This window comes from Bacillus sp. SG20033 (genome assembly GCF_044570195.1).
GTDB classification, from domain to species: domain Bacteria; phylum Bacillota; class Bacilli; order Bacillales; family Bacillaceae; genus Bacillus; species Bacillus subtilis.
The window spans coordinates 146,978-162,500 of record NZ_CP172606.1 but is presented as its reverse complement, the minus strand read 5'-3'; the positions used below and the strand labels follow the sequence as shown (position 1 = coordinate 162,500).

The window sequence follows — 15,523 nt, the reverse complement described above, 5'->3', positions numbered from 1 at the left end:
ATCGCATTTGCTTTCTCTTCCTCCGGGTACTTAGATGTTTCAGTTCCCCGGGTCTGCCTTCTCATATCCTATGAATTCAGATATGGATACCACTCCATTACGAGTGGTGGGTTTCCCCATTCGGAAATCTCCGGATCAAAGCTTGCTTACAGCTCCCCGAAGCATATCGGTGTTCGTCCCGTCCTTCATCGGCTCCTAGTGCCAAGGCATCCACCGTGCGCCCTTTCTAACTTAACCGTTAAAAAGAATCACTATGTGATATCTTGTATTACTAATTGAATGTGATGTCTACTGTTATCTAGTTTTCAAAGAACACGTTTCGAAGGAATGATCCTTCAAAACTAAACAAGACAGGGAACGTTCTGTTTATAAGACCCAAGGTCTTATATTCCGTATAATATCCTTAGAAAGGAGGTGATCCAGCCGCACCTTCCGATACGGCTACCTTGTTACGACTTCACCCCAATCATCTGTCCCACCTTCGGCGGCTGGCTCCTAAAAGGTTACCTCACCGACTTCGGGTGTTACAAACTCTCGTGGTGTGACGGGCGGTGTGTACAAGGCCCGGGAACGTATTCACCGCGGCATGCTGATCCGCGATTACTAGCGATTCCAGCTTCACGCAGTCGAGTTGCAGACTGCGATCCGAACTGAGAACAGATTTGTGGGATTGGCTTAACCTCGCGGTTTCGCTGCCCTTTGTTCTGTCCATTGTAGCACGTGTGTAGCCCAGGTCATAAGGGGCATGATGATTTGACGTCATCCCCACCTTCCTCCGGTTTGTCACCGGCAGTCACCTTAGAGTGCCCAACTGAATGCTGGCAACTAAGATCAAGGGTTGCGCTCGTTGCGGGACTTAACCCAACATCTCACGACACGAGCTGACGACAACCATGCACCACCTGTCACTCTGCCCCCGAAGGGGACGTCCTATCTCTAGGATTGTCAGAGGATGTCAAGACCTGGTAAGGTTCTTCGCGTTGCTTCGAATTAAACCACATGCTCCACCGCTTGTGCGGGCCCCCGTCAATTCCTTTGAGTTTCAGTCTTGCGACCGTACTCCCCAGGCGGAGTGCTTAATGCGTTAGCTGCAGCACTAAGGGGCGGAAACCCCCTAACACTTAGCACTCATCGTTTACGGCGTGGACTACCAGGGTATCTAATCCTGTTCGCTCCCCACGCTTTCGCTCCTCAGCGTCAGTTACAGACCAGAGAGTCGCCTTCGCCACTGGTGTTCCTCCACATCTCTACGCATTTCACCGCTACACGTGGAATTCCACTCTCCTCTTCTGCACTCAAGTTCCCCAGTTTCCAATGACCCTCCCCGGTTGAGCCGGGGGCTTTCACATCAGACTTAAGAAACCGCCTGCGAGCCCTTTACGCCCAATAATTCCGGACAACGCTTGCCACCTACGTATTACCGCGGCTGCTGGCACGTAGTTAGCCGTGGCTTTCTGGTTAGGTACCGTCAAGGTATCGCCCTATTCGAACGGTACTTGTTCTTCCCTAACAACAGAGCTTTACGATCCGAAAACCTTCATCACTCACGCGGCGTTGCTCCGTCAGACTTTCGTCCATTGCGGAAGATTCCCTACTGCTGCCTCCCGTAGGAGTCTGGGCCGTGTCTCAGTCCCAGTGTGGCCGATCACCCTCTCAGGTCGGCTACGCATCGTCGCCTTGGTGAGCCGTTACCTCACCAACTAGCTAATGCGCCGCGGGTCCATCTGTAAGTGGTAGCCGAAGCCACCTTTTATGTTTGAACCATGCGGTTCAAACAACCATCCGGTATTAGCCCCGGTTTCCCGGAGTTATCCCAGTCTTACAGGCAGGTTACCCACGTGTTACTCACCCGTCCGCCGCTAACATCAGGGAGCAAGCTCCCATCTGTCCGCTCGACTTGCATGTATTAGGCACGCCGCCAGCGTTCGTCCTGAGCCAGGATCAAACTCTCCGATAAAGTAGTTTGACTGACTACGCACATCGCTGTGCGATTTTTAAAAACTGAATTAACAGGTACGTTTTGTCTTGTTTAGTTTTCAAAGATCATTACCGCCGCTTAACGAAGCAGCTTTATTACTATAACATTTAGCTTCTTTTAAGTCAACAACTTTTTTCAAAGTACTTAATGAAACTTTTAGTTGATGTCAGCTGTTTATCAGCGACGAATAATAATATATCACGGATATTATCAAGTGGTCAACACCCAATTTTGGCTGTATGTGAAGAGACATTTTATCGGTTATATTCAATTGTCCATGCTCATAAGATGTAAAACAAGAATGATGGACAAGATAAGGAGGCATCATCAGTGAATCACTTCTATGTGTGGCACATTAAACGGGTGAAACAATTAATTATTATACTTATCGCCGCATTTGCAGCAGCCAGCTTTTTTTATATCCAAAGAGCTGTTCCGCTTCCCGTGTTTTCAACTGACACCGGACCTAAAGCCATTTATAAAGGAGAAACAGACTCTAAAGATATTTCACTTACTTTCGATATCAGCTGGGGTGATGAGAGAGCAGAACCGATACTTAATACTCTGAAAGCAAACGGGATTAAAAATGCAACGTTTTTTCTTTCCGCTTCTTGGGCAGAACGCCATCCCGACACAGTGGCCCGTATCGTAAAGGACGGCCATCAAATCGGGAGCATGGGCTACGCTTATAAAAACTATGCCAATTTAGAGAGCAGCGAAATAAAAAAGGACATGAACCGTGCGCAAACAGCCTTTGAAAAGTTAGGGGTCAAAGACATACAGCTATTAAGACCCCCTACCGGCCAATTCAATAAGAATGTTCTAAAGGTCGCAAAGCAATACAATTATACAGTCGTTCATTACAGTGTGAACTCTCAAGACTGGACAAATCCCGGAGTTGAAAAAATCATCGACAATGTGACCAAGCAAGTTTCCGGTGGAGACATTATTCTTTTACATGCCTCCGATTCGGCAAAACAAACAGAAGAAGCATTGCCTGATATCATCCATCAGCTGAAAGAAAAAGGATTAAAAAATGTAACCGTGGGTGATCTCATCGCAAATTCTGATGCCAAATCCGCAGAGGTAAAGTAATTACTTTGCTGCAAACTTCGGCAGCATCAGCAATTGGAAGGCATTACATGCCATTAACGGAAAAAGCATTAAATAAAGCCAGTCCTCATCATTTACTCTTAATGCAGGGAACCATTCTAATGCGGTAATCACAACCATCAAAAATAACGATGACACAAATGTTTTCTTAGAGGACTGCTTTTGCTTTATATAAGCTGTAATCACTCCAAAGATCAATAAAAACACCGGTAACCACGCATAGCCAGCCAGCGATTCTCCGCTCTCTCCAAAAAATAAAAAACGCACATACATTAAATCAAAAGCAACAAACAGGATGAAAAACAACTGCAGCAAATTCCACAAAGAGGAGGACCTTAATATCTCAAGCGCAAACCGATGAACTGTTAAAAACACGAAAAAACCCATTTGGCTGATCACACTGAAAATCATGCCTACACCGATAAACCAAAATAAAACAGAGAAAATCTGTCCCGCTTCAAATGTTAGAAACAGCCCTCTATATTCTCCCCACTTTAAAGCAAAACCCACAATACTCGTGATAAGCGCTCCGACAGCTAAAATAGAAAAGAAAAAACGAACTAAACCACGGCTTTTCATTTCTTTATTCATCCCCTCAAAAATCGCGAACAGCGATATTTTGTTATGTATAATTCCAAACAGATGAATCATATTAAAGGTAAGACAAGTATGTGAAAGGAGCTTAAGCATGTCAAAAGCCAAAACGCTATTGATGAGCTGTTTTTTGTTATTATCTGTAACAGCTTGCGCTCCAAAAGACCAAGCAGCGGATATGGATTATGATCAAACCAAAAAAATGGTTGTTGATATATTAAAAACTGATGATGGAAAGAAAGCTATTAAGGAATTATTAAATGATGATGCCATGAATGAAGCGCTGGTGATTGACCAAGATGCAATTAAAGGAACAATAGAAAAAACACTCACATCTAAAAAAGGTGAAGAATTTTGGAAAAACATCTTTGAAGACACTGATTTTGCTGAGGGCTTTGCCAAAACTCTTCAGACAGAGCATGAAAAAGTGATTAAAAAGCTGATGAAGGATCCAGATTACCAGAAGATGCTGATGAGCGTTATGCAGGATCCCGGCATGGATAAAAAGTACAGCCAGCTGGCAAAAAGCCAAGAATTCCGCAGTTATTTAGAAGAGGTTATTAACGAAACACTTTCTAGTCCGCTTTACAAAAAGCAGTTCGAAGATGAGCTGAAAAAAGCAGCAAAAGACACAGCCAAAGAAAGTGAATAAAGGGAAAGCCGGGATCTGGAATCCCGGTTCACCTTTTATACCTGCACAGACATTTTTGCATCTATTTTTTTTGCGATGTCCTGATATATTTCTCCGATTGGATGATTCTCGTCATAAACAGACGGAGCAAATTGGTCCTTATCCCAATCTGGCTGTTTCAATGGGATTCTGCCGAGCAAAGGCACATTTAGTTCCTCAGCCAGTTTATCTCCTCCGCCTTTTCCAAAGACATATTCTCTTTCCCCTGTCTTTGCACTTTCATAATAAGCCATGTTCTCTATGACCCCCACGACCTCATGATCGGTTTTAATCGCCATAGAGCCCGCTCTGGCCGCGACAAAAGCAGCTGTCGGATGTGGCGTAGATACGATAATTTCTTTGCAGCTCGGAAGCATTGTATGTACATCGAGAGCAACGTCCCCTGTACCAGGCGGAAGATCAAGAACGATATAGTCTACTTCTCCCCACTCTACTTCATGGAAAAAATTATTCAGCATTTTGCCGAGCATCGGCCCTCTCCATACGACCGGGGCATTTTCTTCTACGAAAAAGCCCATTGACATGACCTTTACTCCAAAGCGTTCAACAGGAAGAAGTTTCTCTCCTTCAATTGTTGGACGCACAGTGATACCCATCATGTCCGGCACACTGAACCCATAAATATCCGCATCAATTAAACCAACCTTTTTCCCTAGACGAGCCAGAGAAATAGCTAGGTTTACTGACACAGTTGACTTGCCTACGCCGCCTTTTCCACTTGCTACAGCAAGAAAGACTGGCGGGTTATCCATATTTAATAATGTTTTTTTCTCAGCTGACGGCGCCCGGAATTTAGCAACCGTTTCTTCAGGCAGCTCTTCAAATCGAAGGCCGACTGTCTCAGCTCCTGCCCCTTTTAATACGTTTACGATCTCTTGCTGAATCTGCATTTGTTCTGCAGTTCCTGTTTTTGCAAGAGCGACTTTTACACTGATATGCCGTTTTTCAGGCTTTATTTTAATTTCCTTAACGGCATCCAATTCTCCCAGAGGTCTTTGAAGAAAAGGTTCGCGCATTTCTCCGACTAGTTTTCTTACTTCATCTTCTCTTATCATCGAACCTCACCCTTTTGTGTATTCGTTTACAATTATTATTATATCATACATAAATGGCGGGTGTCTTATGCTTAGAACCACAAGAAAACCCTCCATTACTCCGGAGGGTCTCCTTTTTCTGTGAAATATCGCAAAATGCCTTTATATATGGAAGATGCCACCTTGTCTTGATATTTCGGTTTACCGAGTAGCGTTGCTTCGTTTGGATTGGATAAAAATCCGACTTCTATAAGCGCCCCCGGTTTGGTGACGTTTTGCATTAAGTAGATACCATGAATCCGCTTTGCTTTCCGGGTTGTGTTTTCCAGATTTCTTCTCAGCTCATCCTGGATGTATTTTGCGACTTTCTCATTTTCCGCATATTTCCCGTAATAAAAGCTTTGGGCTCCGCTCCATTTTTGTGACGGAATCGCATTAAGATGAATGCTGATATAGAGCTCCGCCTCTGAATGGTTTATTAATTTGACTCGTTGTCTTAGATCCTCAGCTTTTCGTCGACTATAGCCTTTTGTTCCTTCTGGAGCGAGATCAGTATCACTTTCTCTGGTCATGATAACAAGCGCTCCTTGTTCTTGAAGATAATCCCTGACTCTAAAGGCCACTTCCAGGGTAACATCCTTCTCTAACAGCTTTCCGCCGACTGCTCCGCCGTCAGGCCCGCCATGACCTGGATCTAGATAAATGATTTTACCGCTCAAGGGCAGGCTCCACGGCTTCCAAGAGTCGTTATTGCTGAACTGATATTTGAACAGAAATAGTAATACGATGAAGCCTAGCAAAAAACTGAGCCATTTAAGCTTTTTCCTCATCCCTTCCCCTCCCGCTTGTCCGTTATTACATAACTATGGGACAGGGCCGGGAAATATGATTATCGCATGCGAAGCTTACACTGTTTTTCTCTTTGAACAAACCCCGCTGTCCACCAATCTTTAATGAACTTGCGTGCCGCTTCATAAACCGTGTTTTTATCAAATGTTGCGTATTGCTCGTGTATCCAATTATAGAGATAATCAAAAAACTCCATACGTAGCTCTTCTTCTTCTCTTGCAGAGCGGGCACTGATACTCTGCATGGATTCTCCGTAATAGCCGAATATCCCAAAACGCCCGCCTAACAAATAAGCTTCAATCGCAAAATCAATACAGCCTTCAGTAATAATATCTCGTTCATCATGTAAAAATGGAAATAATGGTTCCAAACAATCCTTAACAGACTGGATAATTTGTCTCAGAGAGAGTTCTTTGAGCAAGTTCTTTTCTAATTCAAAATCCTTTTGGCGTTTCACATCCATAAAAGACAGTACTTCTGCCATATAAATTCACTCTCCTTTTACCGATTATTTTGAGGTTTGGATGATGAAACAATGCCCGAATTCGGTTGGAAATTCGCCCAAATGAAGGTGTAAAATCGATAAAAAATCAGCTTTCCGCAGGGTGCGGAACAAACGTTCTGTAATTGGTTATGAAAAAAGCAGCCCCTCTAACAGGTCGCTGCTTTTCATACTTTCACGCTTCTTGTTGCAGAATATGTATGGATATATTGGTCTAATACAAACCCGCCTTTATCTTCATAAAAACCAGTAACGATAAAACCGGCATCAATCTGGCCTTTGATTTGGTCTTCTAAGGAATGGCCGAATTCCAGAGCCTCATTATTTTCGATCAGTTTTTTCACTTTATGTTTCGGAAGATCTTCTGGGTCAGCGTATGGAATGGAGTGTTTTACTTTTAAAACACCTTGCTGTTCTAATTCTGTATCAAACAGAAATACAACAGGATTGACAAAACCCGAGATTAGAATGCCGTTCCTTTTCAACACACGGTACGCTTCCTTCCATACCGGGAGGACATTCTCAACAAAAACATTGGCAACAGGATGTACAATGACATCAAATGATTCATCATTAAATACACTTAAATCGTCCATGCTTCCTTTGACAGTGTGTATCGTGAGACCATCTCGCTCAGCAATCATTTTATCCTGATTCAGTTGTTTTTCTGAGTTATCTAATACGGTGACATCCGCGCCTGCGGCTGCCAAAACTGGACCCTGCTGGCCGCCGCCTGATGCTAAACAGAGTACTTTCAGACCTTTGATAGGCGGAAACCAATCCTTCGGTACATCTTTCATTGGTGTTACCCTTATATCCCAATTGCCTTTTTTTGCTTGTTCGATAACCTGCTGCTCAACAGCAACAGTCCATTCATTGCCTGTTTCTACTTTTTTATCCCAGGCTTTGCTATTATGAGCTACTAACGCATTCATGAATCTTCTCCTTACTTTAATGTATAGAGTATAACAAATATTTCTAGATTGATATCGCTTTCCCTTTGCATATTTAGAAAAAAGTTCATAAAAACGCAAAAAAATCACAAAGGAGATATGTGATTTATATCATCAGATTTACTTTTACTTCGTTACATAAAGCCATTAGCAATGAGAGCTATTGTTTCTCCGGGTTAAGAATCAGCAGTGAACTTTAACGGATGAGATACAGTGGTTAGATGAAGCTGGGCTGAGCACATAACGATAATAAACATTGACCGAAGTTCCAATTGAATAAGAATGAAAGCTAACATGATTATTACAAAGAGACCGTTTATAAACAAACAATTTGCTTAACCCCGCCAAACGTCCATTCAGTTGTTATTTTTATGCGAGGCTGCCACGTTTTATTGAAAGAAAAAAGCTCCCAACCCAAGGTCGAGAGCTTTTTGAAAACGTAAAATTAACGTTTTGAGAACTGAGGTGCACGACGAGCGCCTTTAAGACCGTATTTTTTACGTTCTTTCATACGAGCGTCACGAGTCAGAAGACCTGCACGTTTAAGAGTTGTACGGTATTCTGGATCTGCTTCAAGCAAAGCACGAGCGATACCGTGACGGATTGCTCCAGCTTGACCAGATAAGCCGCCTCCATGTACGTTTACTAAAACATCATAAGTGCCAGCTGTTTCAGTCAAAGTTAATGGTTGTTTGATATCTTCGATTAAAGCTGCAGATGGGATATGTTCGCTGATTTCACGATTATTAACGACGATACGGCCTTCTCCTGGAACTAAACGCACACGCGCTACAGAGCTTTTACGACGGCCAGTACCGTAATATTGAACCTGTGCCAAATTGGTAACCTCCTTTTTAATTAACCGCGAAGTTCGTAAACTTCAGGTTTTTGTGCTTCGTGTGGATGCTCAGAACCACGGTATACGTTCAATTTTTTGAACATTTGACGACCTAGAGAACCTTTTGGAAGCATGCCTTTGATAGCAAGCTCAAGCATTTTCTCAGGGTAGTTTGTACGCATTTCAAGAGCAGTTCTTGATTTTAATCCGCCTGGATGTTGAGTGTGACGGTAGTAGATTTTGTCAGTTAACTTTTTACCAGTTAACTCGATTTTTTCAGCGTTGATGATGATCACATGATCTCCAGTATCAACGTGTGGTGTGTAAGTTGGTTTGTGTTTTCCGCGAAGGATAGCTGCAACTTCTGAAGAAAGGCGACCTAAAGTCTTGCCAGCAGCATCAACAACTAACCACTTGCGTTCAATAGTACTTGCGTTAGCCATAGGTGTTGTACGCATTGAATTTCCCTCCTAAATGATCTGTCATTTTCAATAAACTTCGATTACGTTCTATTTCACAACACAATAAGTTCCGGGGCTTATCGTGGGGTTGAAATACATACCATATGATATCTTATAACTTTATGCAGACTCTGTCAAGAAAATATTATACACCTGGTTTAGTTGTCATAGTAAACGTTCCATAAATATAGCCCGTGCCCCGGCGCTGTGCGCCCTGCCGCTTCGCGATCCTTCGCTTCCAGCATGGATTTCACATCATCGGGAGAAATTTTTCCAATACCTGCATCAAGCAAAGTACCCGCAATAATTCTGACCATATTATATAAGAAACCGCTGCCTGTGATCCGCATTTGCAGGCCGTCAGCCGTCTCAGTCCAATCAAGTTCGTAAATCGTTCTTACCTTGTCCTGCACTTCTGTTTTAGCCGCGCAAAAGCTCGTAAAATCATGTGTCCCTATAAGATGCTTTGCCGCTTCTCTCATGTCCTGCACATTAAGGCGATATGAAAAATGGTAAGCGTAATGCCGTTTAAATACGTCCGGGTGTTTCTCCGTGTATACAAAGTAGCGATATTCTTTTTTGACTGCGCTAAATCGTGCATGGAACCCATCATCCGCAATTTCTGCCTGTTTGACTGCGATATCGTCCGGAAGCAGTGCATTTAAGGCATATGGCCATCTCTCAGCCGGGATAGACAGCGGAGTGTCAAAATGAATCACCTGTCCGGCTGCGTGAACCCCGCTGTCTGTTCTTCCAGACGAAACGACCGGAATTCTGTCTTTTGACTTATGCAGGACAGCCAAAGCCTTCTCCAGTTCATCCTGAACCGTTCTTTTGCCCGGCTGAACCTGATAACCGTTAAACAAATGTCCGTCATAAGAAATCGTGCATTTCAGTCTCATACAGCACCTCTAAGCCCTTAAGAAAAATAACAAAGCAGCTAATACAATTAAGCTGACAATGACAGAAGTGTCTTTTCCTGTCCATACAAGCTTTCTATATTTCGTACGTCCTTCTCCGCCTTGATAGCCTCTTGCTTCCATTGCCACCGCAAGCTCTTCGGCGCGTTTAAATGCGCTGACGAAGAGCGGGACAAGAAGCGGGACAATAGCCTTCACTCTATCTTTGACAGGCCCGCTTGTAAAATCAACGCCTCGCGCCATCTGAGCCTTCATGATCTTATCTGTCTCCTCCATCAGTGTCGGAATAAACCGTAAAGAAATTGACATCATAAGAGCCAGCTCATGAACAGGAAGCTTTAATTTTTTCAATGGGTTCAGCAGCTGCTCCATTCCATCGGTAATCTCAATCGGTGTGGTCGTAAGCGTTAATAAGGTTGTGATTAAAATCAAATAGACGAATCTAAGAGAAATGAATATCCCCTGAACCAGACCGCCCTCATAGACTTTGAAAAAACCTATTTGAAAGATAATCGGTCCTTCATGTGTCATTAGGATGTGAAGAAGGAACGTAAAAAGGACAATCCAGATGATTGGCTTCAGCCCTTTCATTAAAAAAGAGAAAGGAACTCTTGTTAAAGAAACGACGCCGATTGTAAATAAACCAAGCAACGCATATGTCTGAACATTATTAGCTAAGAATACGATGCAGACAAATAAAAAGATCGTGATCAGTTTTGTTCTGGGGTCAAGCCGGTGCACAAGTGAAGTCCCCGGTACATACTTGCCGATAATCATGCTGTCCATCATAAAGTCTTCTCCCCCTGAAAAAGAGCACGGATTTCAGCAGCGGCATCTTCGATTGTGAGCATAGGCTCATTAAATCTCACACCCAGTACAGCTTCAAGGTGTCTTTGGAATTTTATTGTTTCAGGAAGATCCAGCCCCCAGCCGGCCATCTCTTCACCCTTTAAAAACAGATCACGCGGACTGCCTGATGCTTGTATCGTTCCTTTATGCATAACAATCATTTCATCAGCGTATGCAGCTGCATCCTCCATGCTGTGTGTCACAAGGATCGTCGTCAGGTTCCCGCGTTGATGAAGCTCATAAAACATGTCCATAATCTCTTTTCGCCCTCTTGGGTCCAATCCTGCAGTCGGTTCATCCAGAACAAGCACTTCAGGGTCCATTGCAAGTACGCCGGCAATTGCAACTCTGCGCATTTGTCCCCCGCTTAATTCAAAGGGTGACCTGTCCAAAAGCTCTTCTGATAAACCTACAAGCTGCAGCATCTCTCTCGCTTTTTGTTCAGCATCTTCTTTTTTAACACCAAAGTTCATCGGTCCGAATGAAATATCTTTAAGAACTGTTTCTTCGAATAATTGATGCTCAGGAAATTGGAAAACGATTCCGACTTTTTTACGAAGTTTTTTCAGATCTTTATTCTTTCTCCCTGCCTGAATGACAGTGTTGCCTAGTGATATCTGTCCCTTCGTCGGCTTCAGGAGACCATTTAGGTGCTGAAGAAGAGTGGACTTGCCAGAGCCTGTATGCCCGATAACTGCTACGTAGCTTCCTTCTTTAATCGATGCATTGATATCATATAGTGCTAGGCGCTCAAACGGCGTCTTCATCTGATAGCGATGCTCTACATCTTTGATTGTAATGTCCACAGCTCTTTCACCAGCCCTTCCTGAGTCAAATGGTTTTCTTCCAAAGCCAGTCCATTTTCTCTTAAAAGCTGGCTAAGCTGGAATGAGAAGGGTAAATCAAGCCCGATTCGAACAAGTTCTTTATTCAATTTAAAAATCTCTTTAGGCGGCCCTTCAGCATATTTTTTACCGCCATTCATGACAATGATCCTGTCTGCTTTTGCTGCCTCATCCAGATCATGTGTAATGGATATGACAGTCGCCATTCCCTGCTCTTTTAAATGTCTTACCGTTTCAAGCACTTCTTCTCGCCCGATCGGATCAAGCATGGATGTTGCTTCATCTAAGATAATAATATCAGGACGTGCGGCAATAACCCCCGCAATCGCAACTCTCTGCTTTTGGCCTCCGGAGAGATGGTGCGGCTCTTGATCGAGAAAATCTTGCATATTTACCTGTTTTACTGCCCAGTCCACTCTCTCAATCATTTCTTCCCGCGGTACACCATTGTTTTCTAAACCAAAAGCCACATCATCGCGAACAGTCGTTCCGACAAATTGGTTATCCGGATTTTGAAAGACCATACCTATCTTCTTACGCACTTCCCAAACGGATTCCTCTGTCAATTGAATCCCGGCAACCTCAATGTCGCCTGATTCAGGAAGAATTAAACCATTCAATGCCCGGGCCAGTGTTGATTTCCCTGAACCGTTATGACCTACGATTGCAAGCCATTCACCCTCATACACCTGCAGGGAGACGCCGTCTAGTGCTCGTCTTTCTGCGTCCTTCCGATATCGAAATACGATATCCTCTACCGATATCAACTGATTTTGATTCATGGAAAACCGGCCTCCTCTCAGCTAATGCTCTGCTTTTCTCTCTATATTAAAAGTTGCAGTATCTAAAAAAAGGGCATAGATCCAGTTAGAAACTGTCCCGCCCTTCTTTAGATACACAAAAATATGTGATTAAACCAATTCGATAATTGCCATTGGTGCTCCGTCACCACGGCGAGGACCAAGCTTCATAATACGTGTGTATCCGCCTTGGCGCTCCTCGTAACGAGTTGCAATGTCAGAGAATAATTTTTGAAGTGCATCTTGGTTATTTTCTTCGTTTGCAACCTCGTTGCGGATGTATGCAGCAGCTTGACGGCGAGCGTGAAGATCACCGCGTTTGCCAAGCGTGATCATTTTTTCAACTACAGAGCGAAGTTCTTTCGCACGTGTTTCAGTTGTTTCGATTCTTTCGTTGATGATCAAATCAGTTGTAAGATCACGAAGCATAGCTTTACGCTGTGCACTCGTACGTCCTAGTTTTCTGTATGACATGTGATGTCCCCTCCTTTATTGGAATGCTGTTTCTGAATAATAAACACACGAAAATCCTAGTTCACAAGGGAAACTAGTCAATCGTCTTTGCGAAGTCCGAGTCCAAGTTCTTCTAGTTTCGCTTTCACTTCTTCAAGTGATTTGCGTCCTAGATTTCGAACTTTCATCATATCTTCTTCCGTCTTGTTCGCAAGCTCTTGAACCGTGTTAATACCCGCACGCTTTAAGCAGTTGTAAGAACGAACAGAAAGATCCAATTCTTCAATTGTCATTTCAAGAACTTTCTCTTTTTGATCTTCTTCTTTTTCAACCATGATTTCAGCATGTTGAGCTTCGTCAGTTAAACCAACGAATATATTAAGGTGTTCAGTTAAAATCTTTGAACCAAGCGCAATTGCTTCTTTCGGTCCAGTGCTTCCATCAGTCCAAACATCAAGTGTAAGTTTATCATAGTTTGCAACTTGGCCTACACGAGTGTTCTCTACCTGATAAGATACACGAGAAACTGGCGTATAGATAGAATCGATCGGAATCACGCCGATTGGCTGATCGTCTCTCTTGTTTGCGTCAGCAGGCGTATACCCACGTCCTCTTTGAGCAGTAAGGCGAACTCGGAAACTCGCATTCTCACCAAGAGTCGCGATATGAAGATCAGGATTTAAGATCTCTACATCACTATCGTGTGTAATATCAGCTGCCGTTACAGTTCCTTCACCCTGTACATCAATTTCTAGCGTCTTCTCTTCATCAGAGTAGATTTTCAATGCAAGCTTTTTAATGTGTAAGATAATCGTTGTAACATCTTCCACAACGCCTTCAATTGTCGAGAATTCGTGCAGTACACCATCTATCTGGATTGATGTTACAGCGGCACCAGGGAGTGAGGATAAGAGGATACGACGTAAGGAGTTACCCAGAGTTGTACCATATCCACGCTCAAGTGGCTCTACGACAAACTTACCAAATTTGGCATCGTCGCTGATTTCAACCGTTTCGATTTTTGGTTTTTCAATCTCGATCATTACTTAAAACCCTCCTTCAAAACGTCGAAACCTCGAATAGAATCATATGAGATTCCATCCGAAATTCCCCATTGTTTAGTCCCGTATGTGCTCAGGCAACGAGTCGGTGCATTCGTTTCATAAATAACTGTATCATAACCCATTATTGACAGGGACACAAAATCTATACAAACAAATTACACGCGGCGACGTTTTGGTGGACGGCATCCGTTATGAGGAACAGGAGTTACGTCTCTGATAGCAGTGACTTCTAGTCCAGCAGCTTGAAGTGCACGGATTGCAGCTTCACGGCCTGAACCAGGTCCTTTAACAGTAACCTCTAGAGTTTTAAGACCATGTTCGATTGAACCTTTAGCAGCTGTTTCTGCAGCCATTTGCGCAGCAAAAGGAGTAGATTTACGAGAACCTCTGAATCCTAAAGCTCCGGCACTAGACCAAGAAATAGCATTACCATGAGTGTCAGTGATCGTAACGATCGTGTTATTGAAAGTTGAACGAATATGAGCAATTCCAGACTCAATATTCTTTTTCACGCGACGTTTACGCGTGTTAGATTTACGAGCAGCAGCCATTGTTTAAGAACCTCCCTTACTTATTTTTTCTTGTTAGCTACAGTACGACGCGGACCTTTACGAGTACGCGCATTGTTTTTAGAGTTTTGTCCGCGAACAGGTAATCCTCTGCGATGACGGATTCCGCGGTAGCTTCCGATTTCGATCAGACGTTTGATATTAAGAGAAACTTCACGGCGAAGGTCACCTTCTACTTTCAGTTTGTCAATAATATCACGGATTTTACCAAGTTCTTCTTCAGTAAGATCGCGCACACGAGTATCTTCTGAAACTCCAGCTTCTTTTAAAACTTGCTGAGCCGTTGTGCGGCCAATTCCGAAGATGTATGTTAAAGAAATAACAACACGTTTGTCACGTGGGATATCTACACCAGCAATACGAGCCATTCTCTGGGCACCTCCTTATAAATTATCCTTGTTTTTGTTTATGCTTTGGATTTTCACAGATCACCATTACTTTTCCTTTTCTGCGAATAACTTTACATTTTTCGCAGATTGGTTTAACTGATGGTCTCACTTTCATGTGTTTCCAACCTCCTTCAGTTTCCGGAGTGCTTTATTTGTAACGGTACGTAATCCTGCCACGAGTTAAGTCATATGGAGATAATTCTACCGTAACTTTGTCTCCAGGTAAAATGCGAATGAAGTGCATGCGGATTTTACCAGATACATGAGCCAAAACAGTGTGGCCATTTTCAAGTTCAACTTTGAACATCGCGTTTGGCAGTGTTTCGACTATAGTACCTTCCACTTCAATTACATCGTCTTTCGCCATTCAAGTGTTCTCCCTTCTTCAAATCAGTAACTTGCTTTCTGACAAATTTCAAAAGAAGTTTGTCACACGCCCTGTTTCGTTTATACTGTTCTGAACTTCCGGAGATACGCAATCATAAAGGGTTAAATGATTGATATTCTTTTTCTTAGGAGAATGAAATGTACGCTTTTCTCCGTCTGCTGTTAGTACATTGATGATGGTTAAAATTCCAACGACAAGCAGCAAGATGAATTCGGTCTTGCCAATGTTCACCC

Annotated in this window: 19 protein-coding genes, 2 rRNA genes and 1 pseudogene (1 of these 22 only partly in view); 2 read left to right on the top strand and 20 right to left on the bottom strand. The window is 43.2% G+C overall.

All coding sequences use genetic code 11. The annotated features are described in order from the left end of the window. Together ACFVP7_RS00945 and ACFVP7_RS00940 are read right to left on the bottom strand one after the other, a co-directional pair. A 23S ribosomal RNA gene (locus ACFVP7_RS00945) occupies nt 1–237 on the bottom strand (it extends 2,691 nt beyond the left edge of the window). Nucleotides 238–407: 170 nt separating this feature from the next. Further along, nucleotides 408–1,957: ribosomal RNA gene (locus ACFVP7_RS00940) — 16S ribosomal RNA — on the bottom strand. Together the 16S and 23S rRNA genes form the textbook arrangement of a ribosomal RNA operon. Before the next feature lie 351 nt (nt 1,958–2,308). Between ACFVP7_RS00940 and pdaB the strand changes: the two genes are divergently transcribed. Further along, nucleotides 2,309–3,073, top strand: coding sequence for a polysaccharide deacetylase family sporulation protein PdaB (pdaB, locus tag ACFVP7_RS00935; RefSeq protein ID WP_003235130.1), 765 nt, complete (start codon nt 2,309–2,311; stop codon nt 3,071–3,073). Here pdaB and kbaA read toward each other — a convergent pair whose 3' ends face one another. Further along, on the bottom strand, nt 3,074–3,670 hold the full coding sequence (gene kbaA / locus ACFVP7_RS00930; protein ID WP_004399693.1) for a KinB-signaling pathway activation protein: 597 nt from the start codon (nt 3,668–3,670) through the stop codon (nt 3,074–3,076). It lies immediately after the preceding gene. Nucleotides 3,671–3,779: 109 nt separating this feature from the next. Between kbaA and gerD the strand changes: the two genes are divergently transcribed. Continuing rightward, nucleotides 3,780–4,337, top strand: a complete 558-nt coding sequence (gene gerD / locus ACFVP7_RS00925) for a spore germination lipoprotein GerD (protein WP_003235126.1) — start codon at nt 3,780–3,782, stop codon at nt 4,335–4,337. 35 nt (nt 4,338–4,372) lie between these two features. On the opposite strand, the gene salA is transcribed toward gerD, so the two are convergent. The 17 genes and pseudogenes from salA to ACFVP7_RS00840 form a co-directional block, all read right to left on the bottom strand. Next, entirely contained in the window at nt 4,373–5,431 is a 1,059-nt protein-coding gene (salA, locus tag ACFVP7_RS00920) for an iron-sulfur carrier protein/transcriptional regulator SalA (protein ID WP_003235124.1), read from the bottom strand. 95 nt (nt 5,432–5,526) lie between these two features. Next, nucleotides 5,527–6,240 carry an N-acetylmuramoyl-L-alanine amidase CwlD gene (cwlD, locus tag ACFVP7_RS00915; RefSeq protein WP_015252979.1) on the bottom strand — a complete coding sequence of 238 codons (714 nt, stop codon included), beginning with the start codon at nt 6,238–6,240 and terminating at the stop codon, nt 5,527–5,529. 59 nt (nt 6,241–6,299) lie between these two features. Further along, the gene (locus tag ACFVP7_RS00910; RefSeq protein ID WP_003235118.1) at nt 6,300–6,743 is read right to left on the bottom strand and encodes a YbaK family protein; all 444 of its coding nucleotides are present in this window, start codon (nt 6,741–6,743) and stop codon (nt 6,300–6,302) included. Between the two features lie 185 nt (nt 6,744–6,928). Then, nucleotides 6,929–7,696 (bottom strand): class I SAM-dependent methyltransferase, encoded by a 768-nt coding sequence (locus tag ACFVP7_RS00905; protein ID WP_003235115.1) that lies wholly within the window; start codon nt 7,694–7,696, stop codon nt 6,929–6,931. Between the two features lie 463 nt (nt 7,697–8,159). Next, on the bottom strand, nt 8,160–8,552 hold the full coding sequence (gene rpsI / locus ACFVP7_RS00900) for a 30S ribosomal protein S9 (RefSeq protein ID WP_004399691.1): 393 nt from the start codon (nt 8,550–8,552) through the stop codon (nt 8,160–8,162). A 20-nt stretch (nt 8,553–8,572) separates the two neighbouring features. Continuing rightward, nucleotides 8,573–9,010 (bottom strand): 50S ribosomal protein L13, encoded by a 438-nt coding sequence (rplM, locus tag ACFVP7_RS00895; protein WP_003241966.1) that lies wholly within the window; start codon nt 9,008–9,010, stop codon nt 8,573–8,575. Nucleotides 9,011–9,171: 161 nt separating this feature from the next. Beyond that, nucleotides 9,172–9,915, bottom strand: coding sequence for a tRNA pseudouridine(38-40) synthase TruA (gene truA, locus ACFVP7_RS00890; protein ID WP_014475607.1), 744 nt, complete (start codon nt 9,913–9,915; stop codon nt 9,172–9,174). A gap of 9 nt (nt 9,916–9,924) precedes the next feature. Then, nucleotides 9,925–10,722, bottom strand: a complete 798-nt coding sequence (locus ACFVP7_RS00885; RefSeq protein WP_029317183.1) for an energy-coupling factor transporter transmembrane protein EcfT — start codon at nt 10,720–10,722, stop codon at nt 9,925–9,927. Beyond that, nucleotides 10,719–11,588: an energy-coupling factor ABC transporter ATP-binding protein gene (locus tag ACFVP7_RS00880; RefSeq protein WP_128739967.1), complete on the bottom strand. Its 870-nt coding sequence runs from the start codon at nt 11,586–11,588 to the stop codon at nt 10,719–10,721. The genes ACFVP7_RS00885 and ACFVP7_RS00880 overlap by 4 nt, the downstream gene beginning before the upstream one ends. Beyond that, a complete protein-coding gene (locus ACFVP7_RS00875) occupies nt 11,564–12,409 on the bottom strand; it encodes an energy-coupling factor ABC transporter ATP-binding protein (RefSeq protein WP_046159978.1) in 846 nt (281 codons plus the stop codon). Before ACFVP7_RS00875 ends, ACFVP7_RS00880 begins: the two co-directional genes overlap by 25 nt. A 129-nt stretch (nt 12,410–12,538) precedes the next feature. Beyond that, the gene (gene rplQ, locus ACFVP7_RS00870; RefSeq protein WP_003225836.1) at nt 12,539–12,901 is read right to left on the bottom strand and encodes a 50S ribosomal protein L17; all 363 of its coding nucleotides are present in this window, start codon (nt 12,899–12,901) and stop codon (nt 12,539–12,541) included. Between the two features lie 77 nt (nt 12,902–12,978). Further along, on the bottom strand, nt 12,979–13,923 hold the full coding sequence (locus tag ACFVP7_RS00865) for a DNA-directed RNA polymerase subunit alpha (RefSeq protein ID WP_003225835.1): 945 nt from the start codon (nt 13,921–13,923) through the stop codon (nt 12,979–12,981). 176 nt (nt 13,924–14,099) lie between these two features. Further along, the gene (gene rpsK, locus ACFVP7_RS00860) at nt 14,100–14,495 is read right to left on the bottom strand and encodes a 30S ribosomal protein S11 (RefSeq protein ID WP_009966385.1); all 396 of its coding nucleotides are present in this window, start codon (nt 14,493–14,495) and stop codon (nt 14,100–14,102) included. A 20-nt stretch (nt 14,496–14,515) separates the two neighbouring features. After that, nucleotides 14,516–14,881, bottom strand: coding sequence for a 30S ribosomal protein S13 (gene rpsM, locus ACFVP7_RS00855; protein WP_003235095.1), 366 nt, complete (start codon nt 14,879–14,881; stop codon nt 14,516–14,518). 22 nt (nt 14,882–14,903) lie between these two features. Beyond that, nucleotides 14,904–15,017 carry a 50S ribosomal protein L36 gene (gene rpmJ / locus ACFVP7_RS00850; protein ID WP_003156543.1) on the bottom strand — a complete coding sequence of 38 codons (114 nt, stop codon included), beginning with the start codon at nt 15,015–15,017 and terminating at the stop codon, nt 14,904–14,906. A 33-nt stretch (nt 15,018–15,050) separates the two neighbouring features. After that, on the bottom strand, nt 15,051–15,269 hold the full coding sequence (infA, locus tag ACFVP7_RS00845) for a translation initiation factor IF-1 (protein ID WP_003156508.1): 219 nt from the start codon (nt 15,267–15,269) through the stop codon (nt 15,051–15,053). Beyond that, a pseudogene (locus ACFVP7_RS00840) lies at nt 15,247–15,515 on the bottom strand (ribosome-binding protein ybzG). Before ACFVP7_RS00840 ends, infA begins: the two are co-directional and overlap by 23 nt. Nucleotides 15,516–15,523 lie beyond the last annotated feature (8 nt).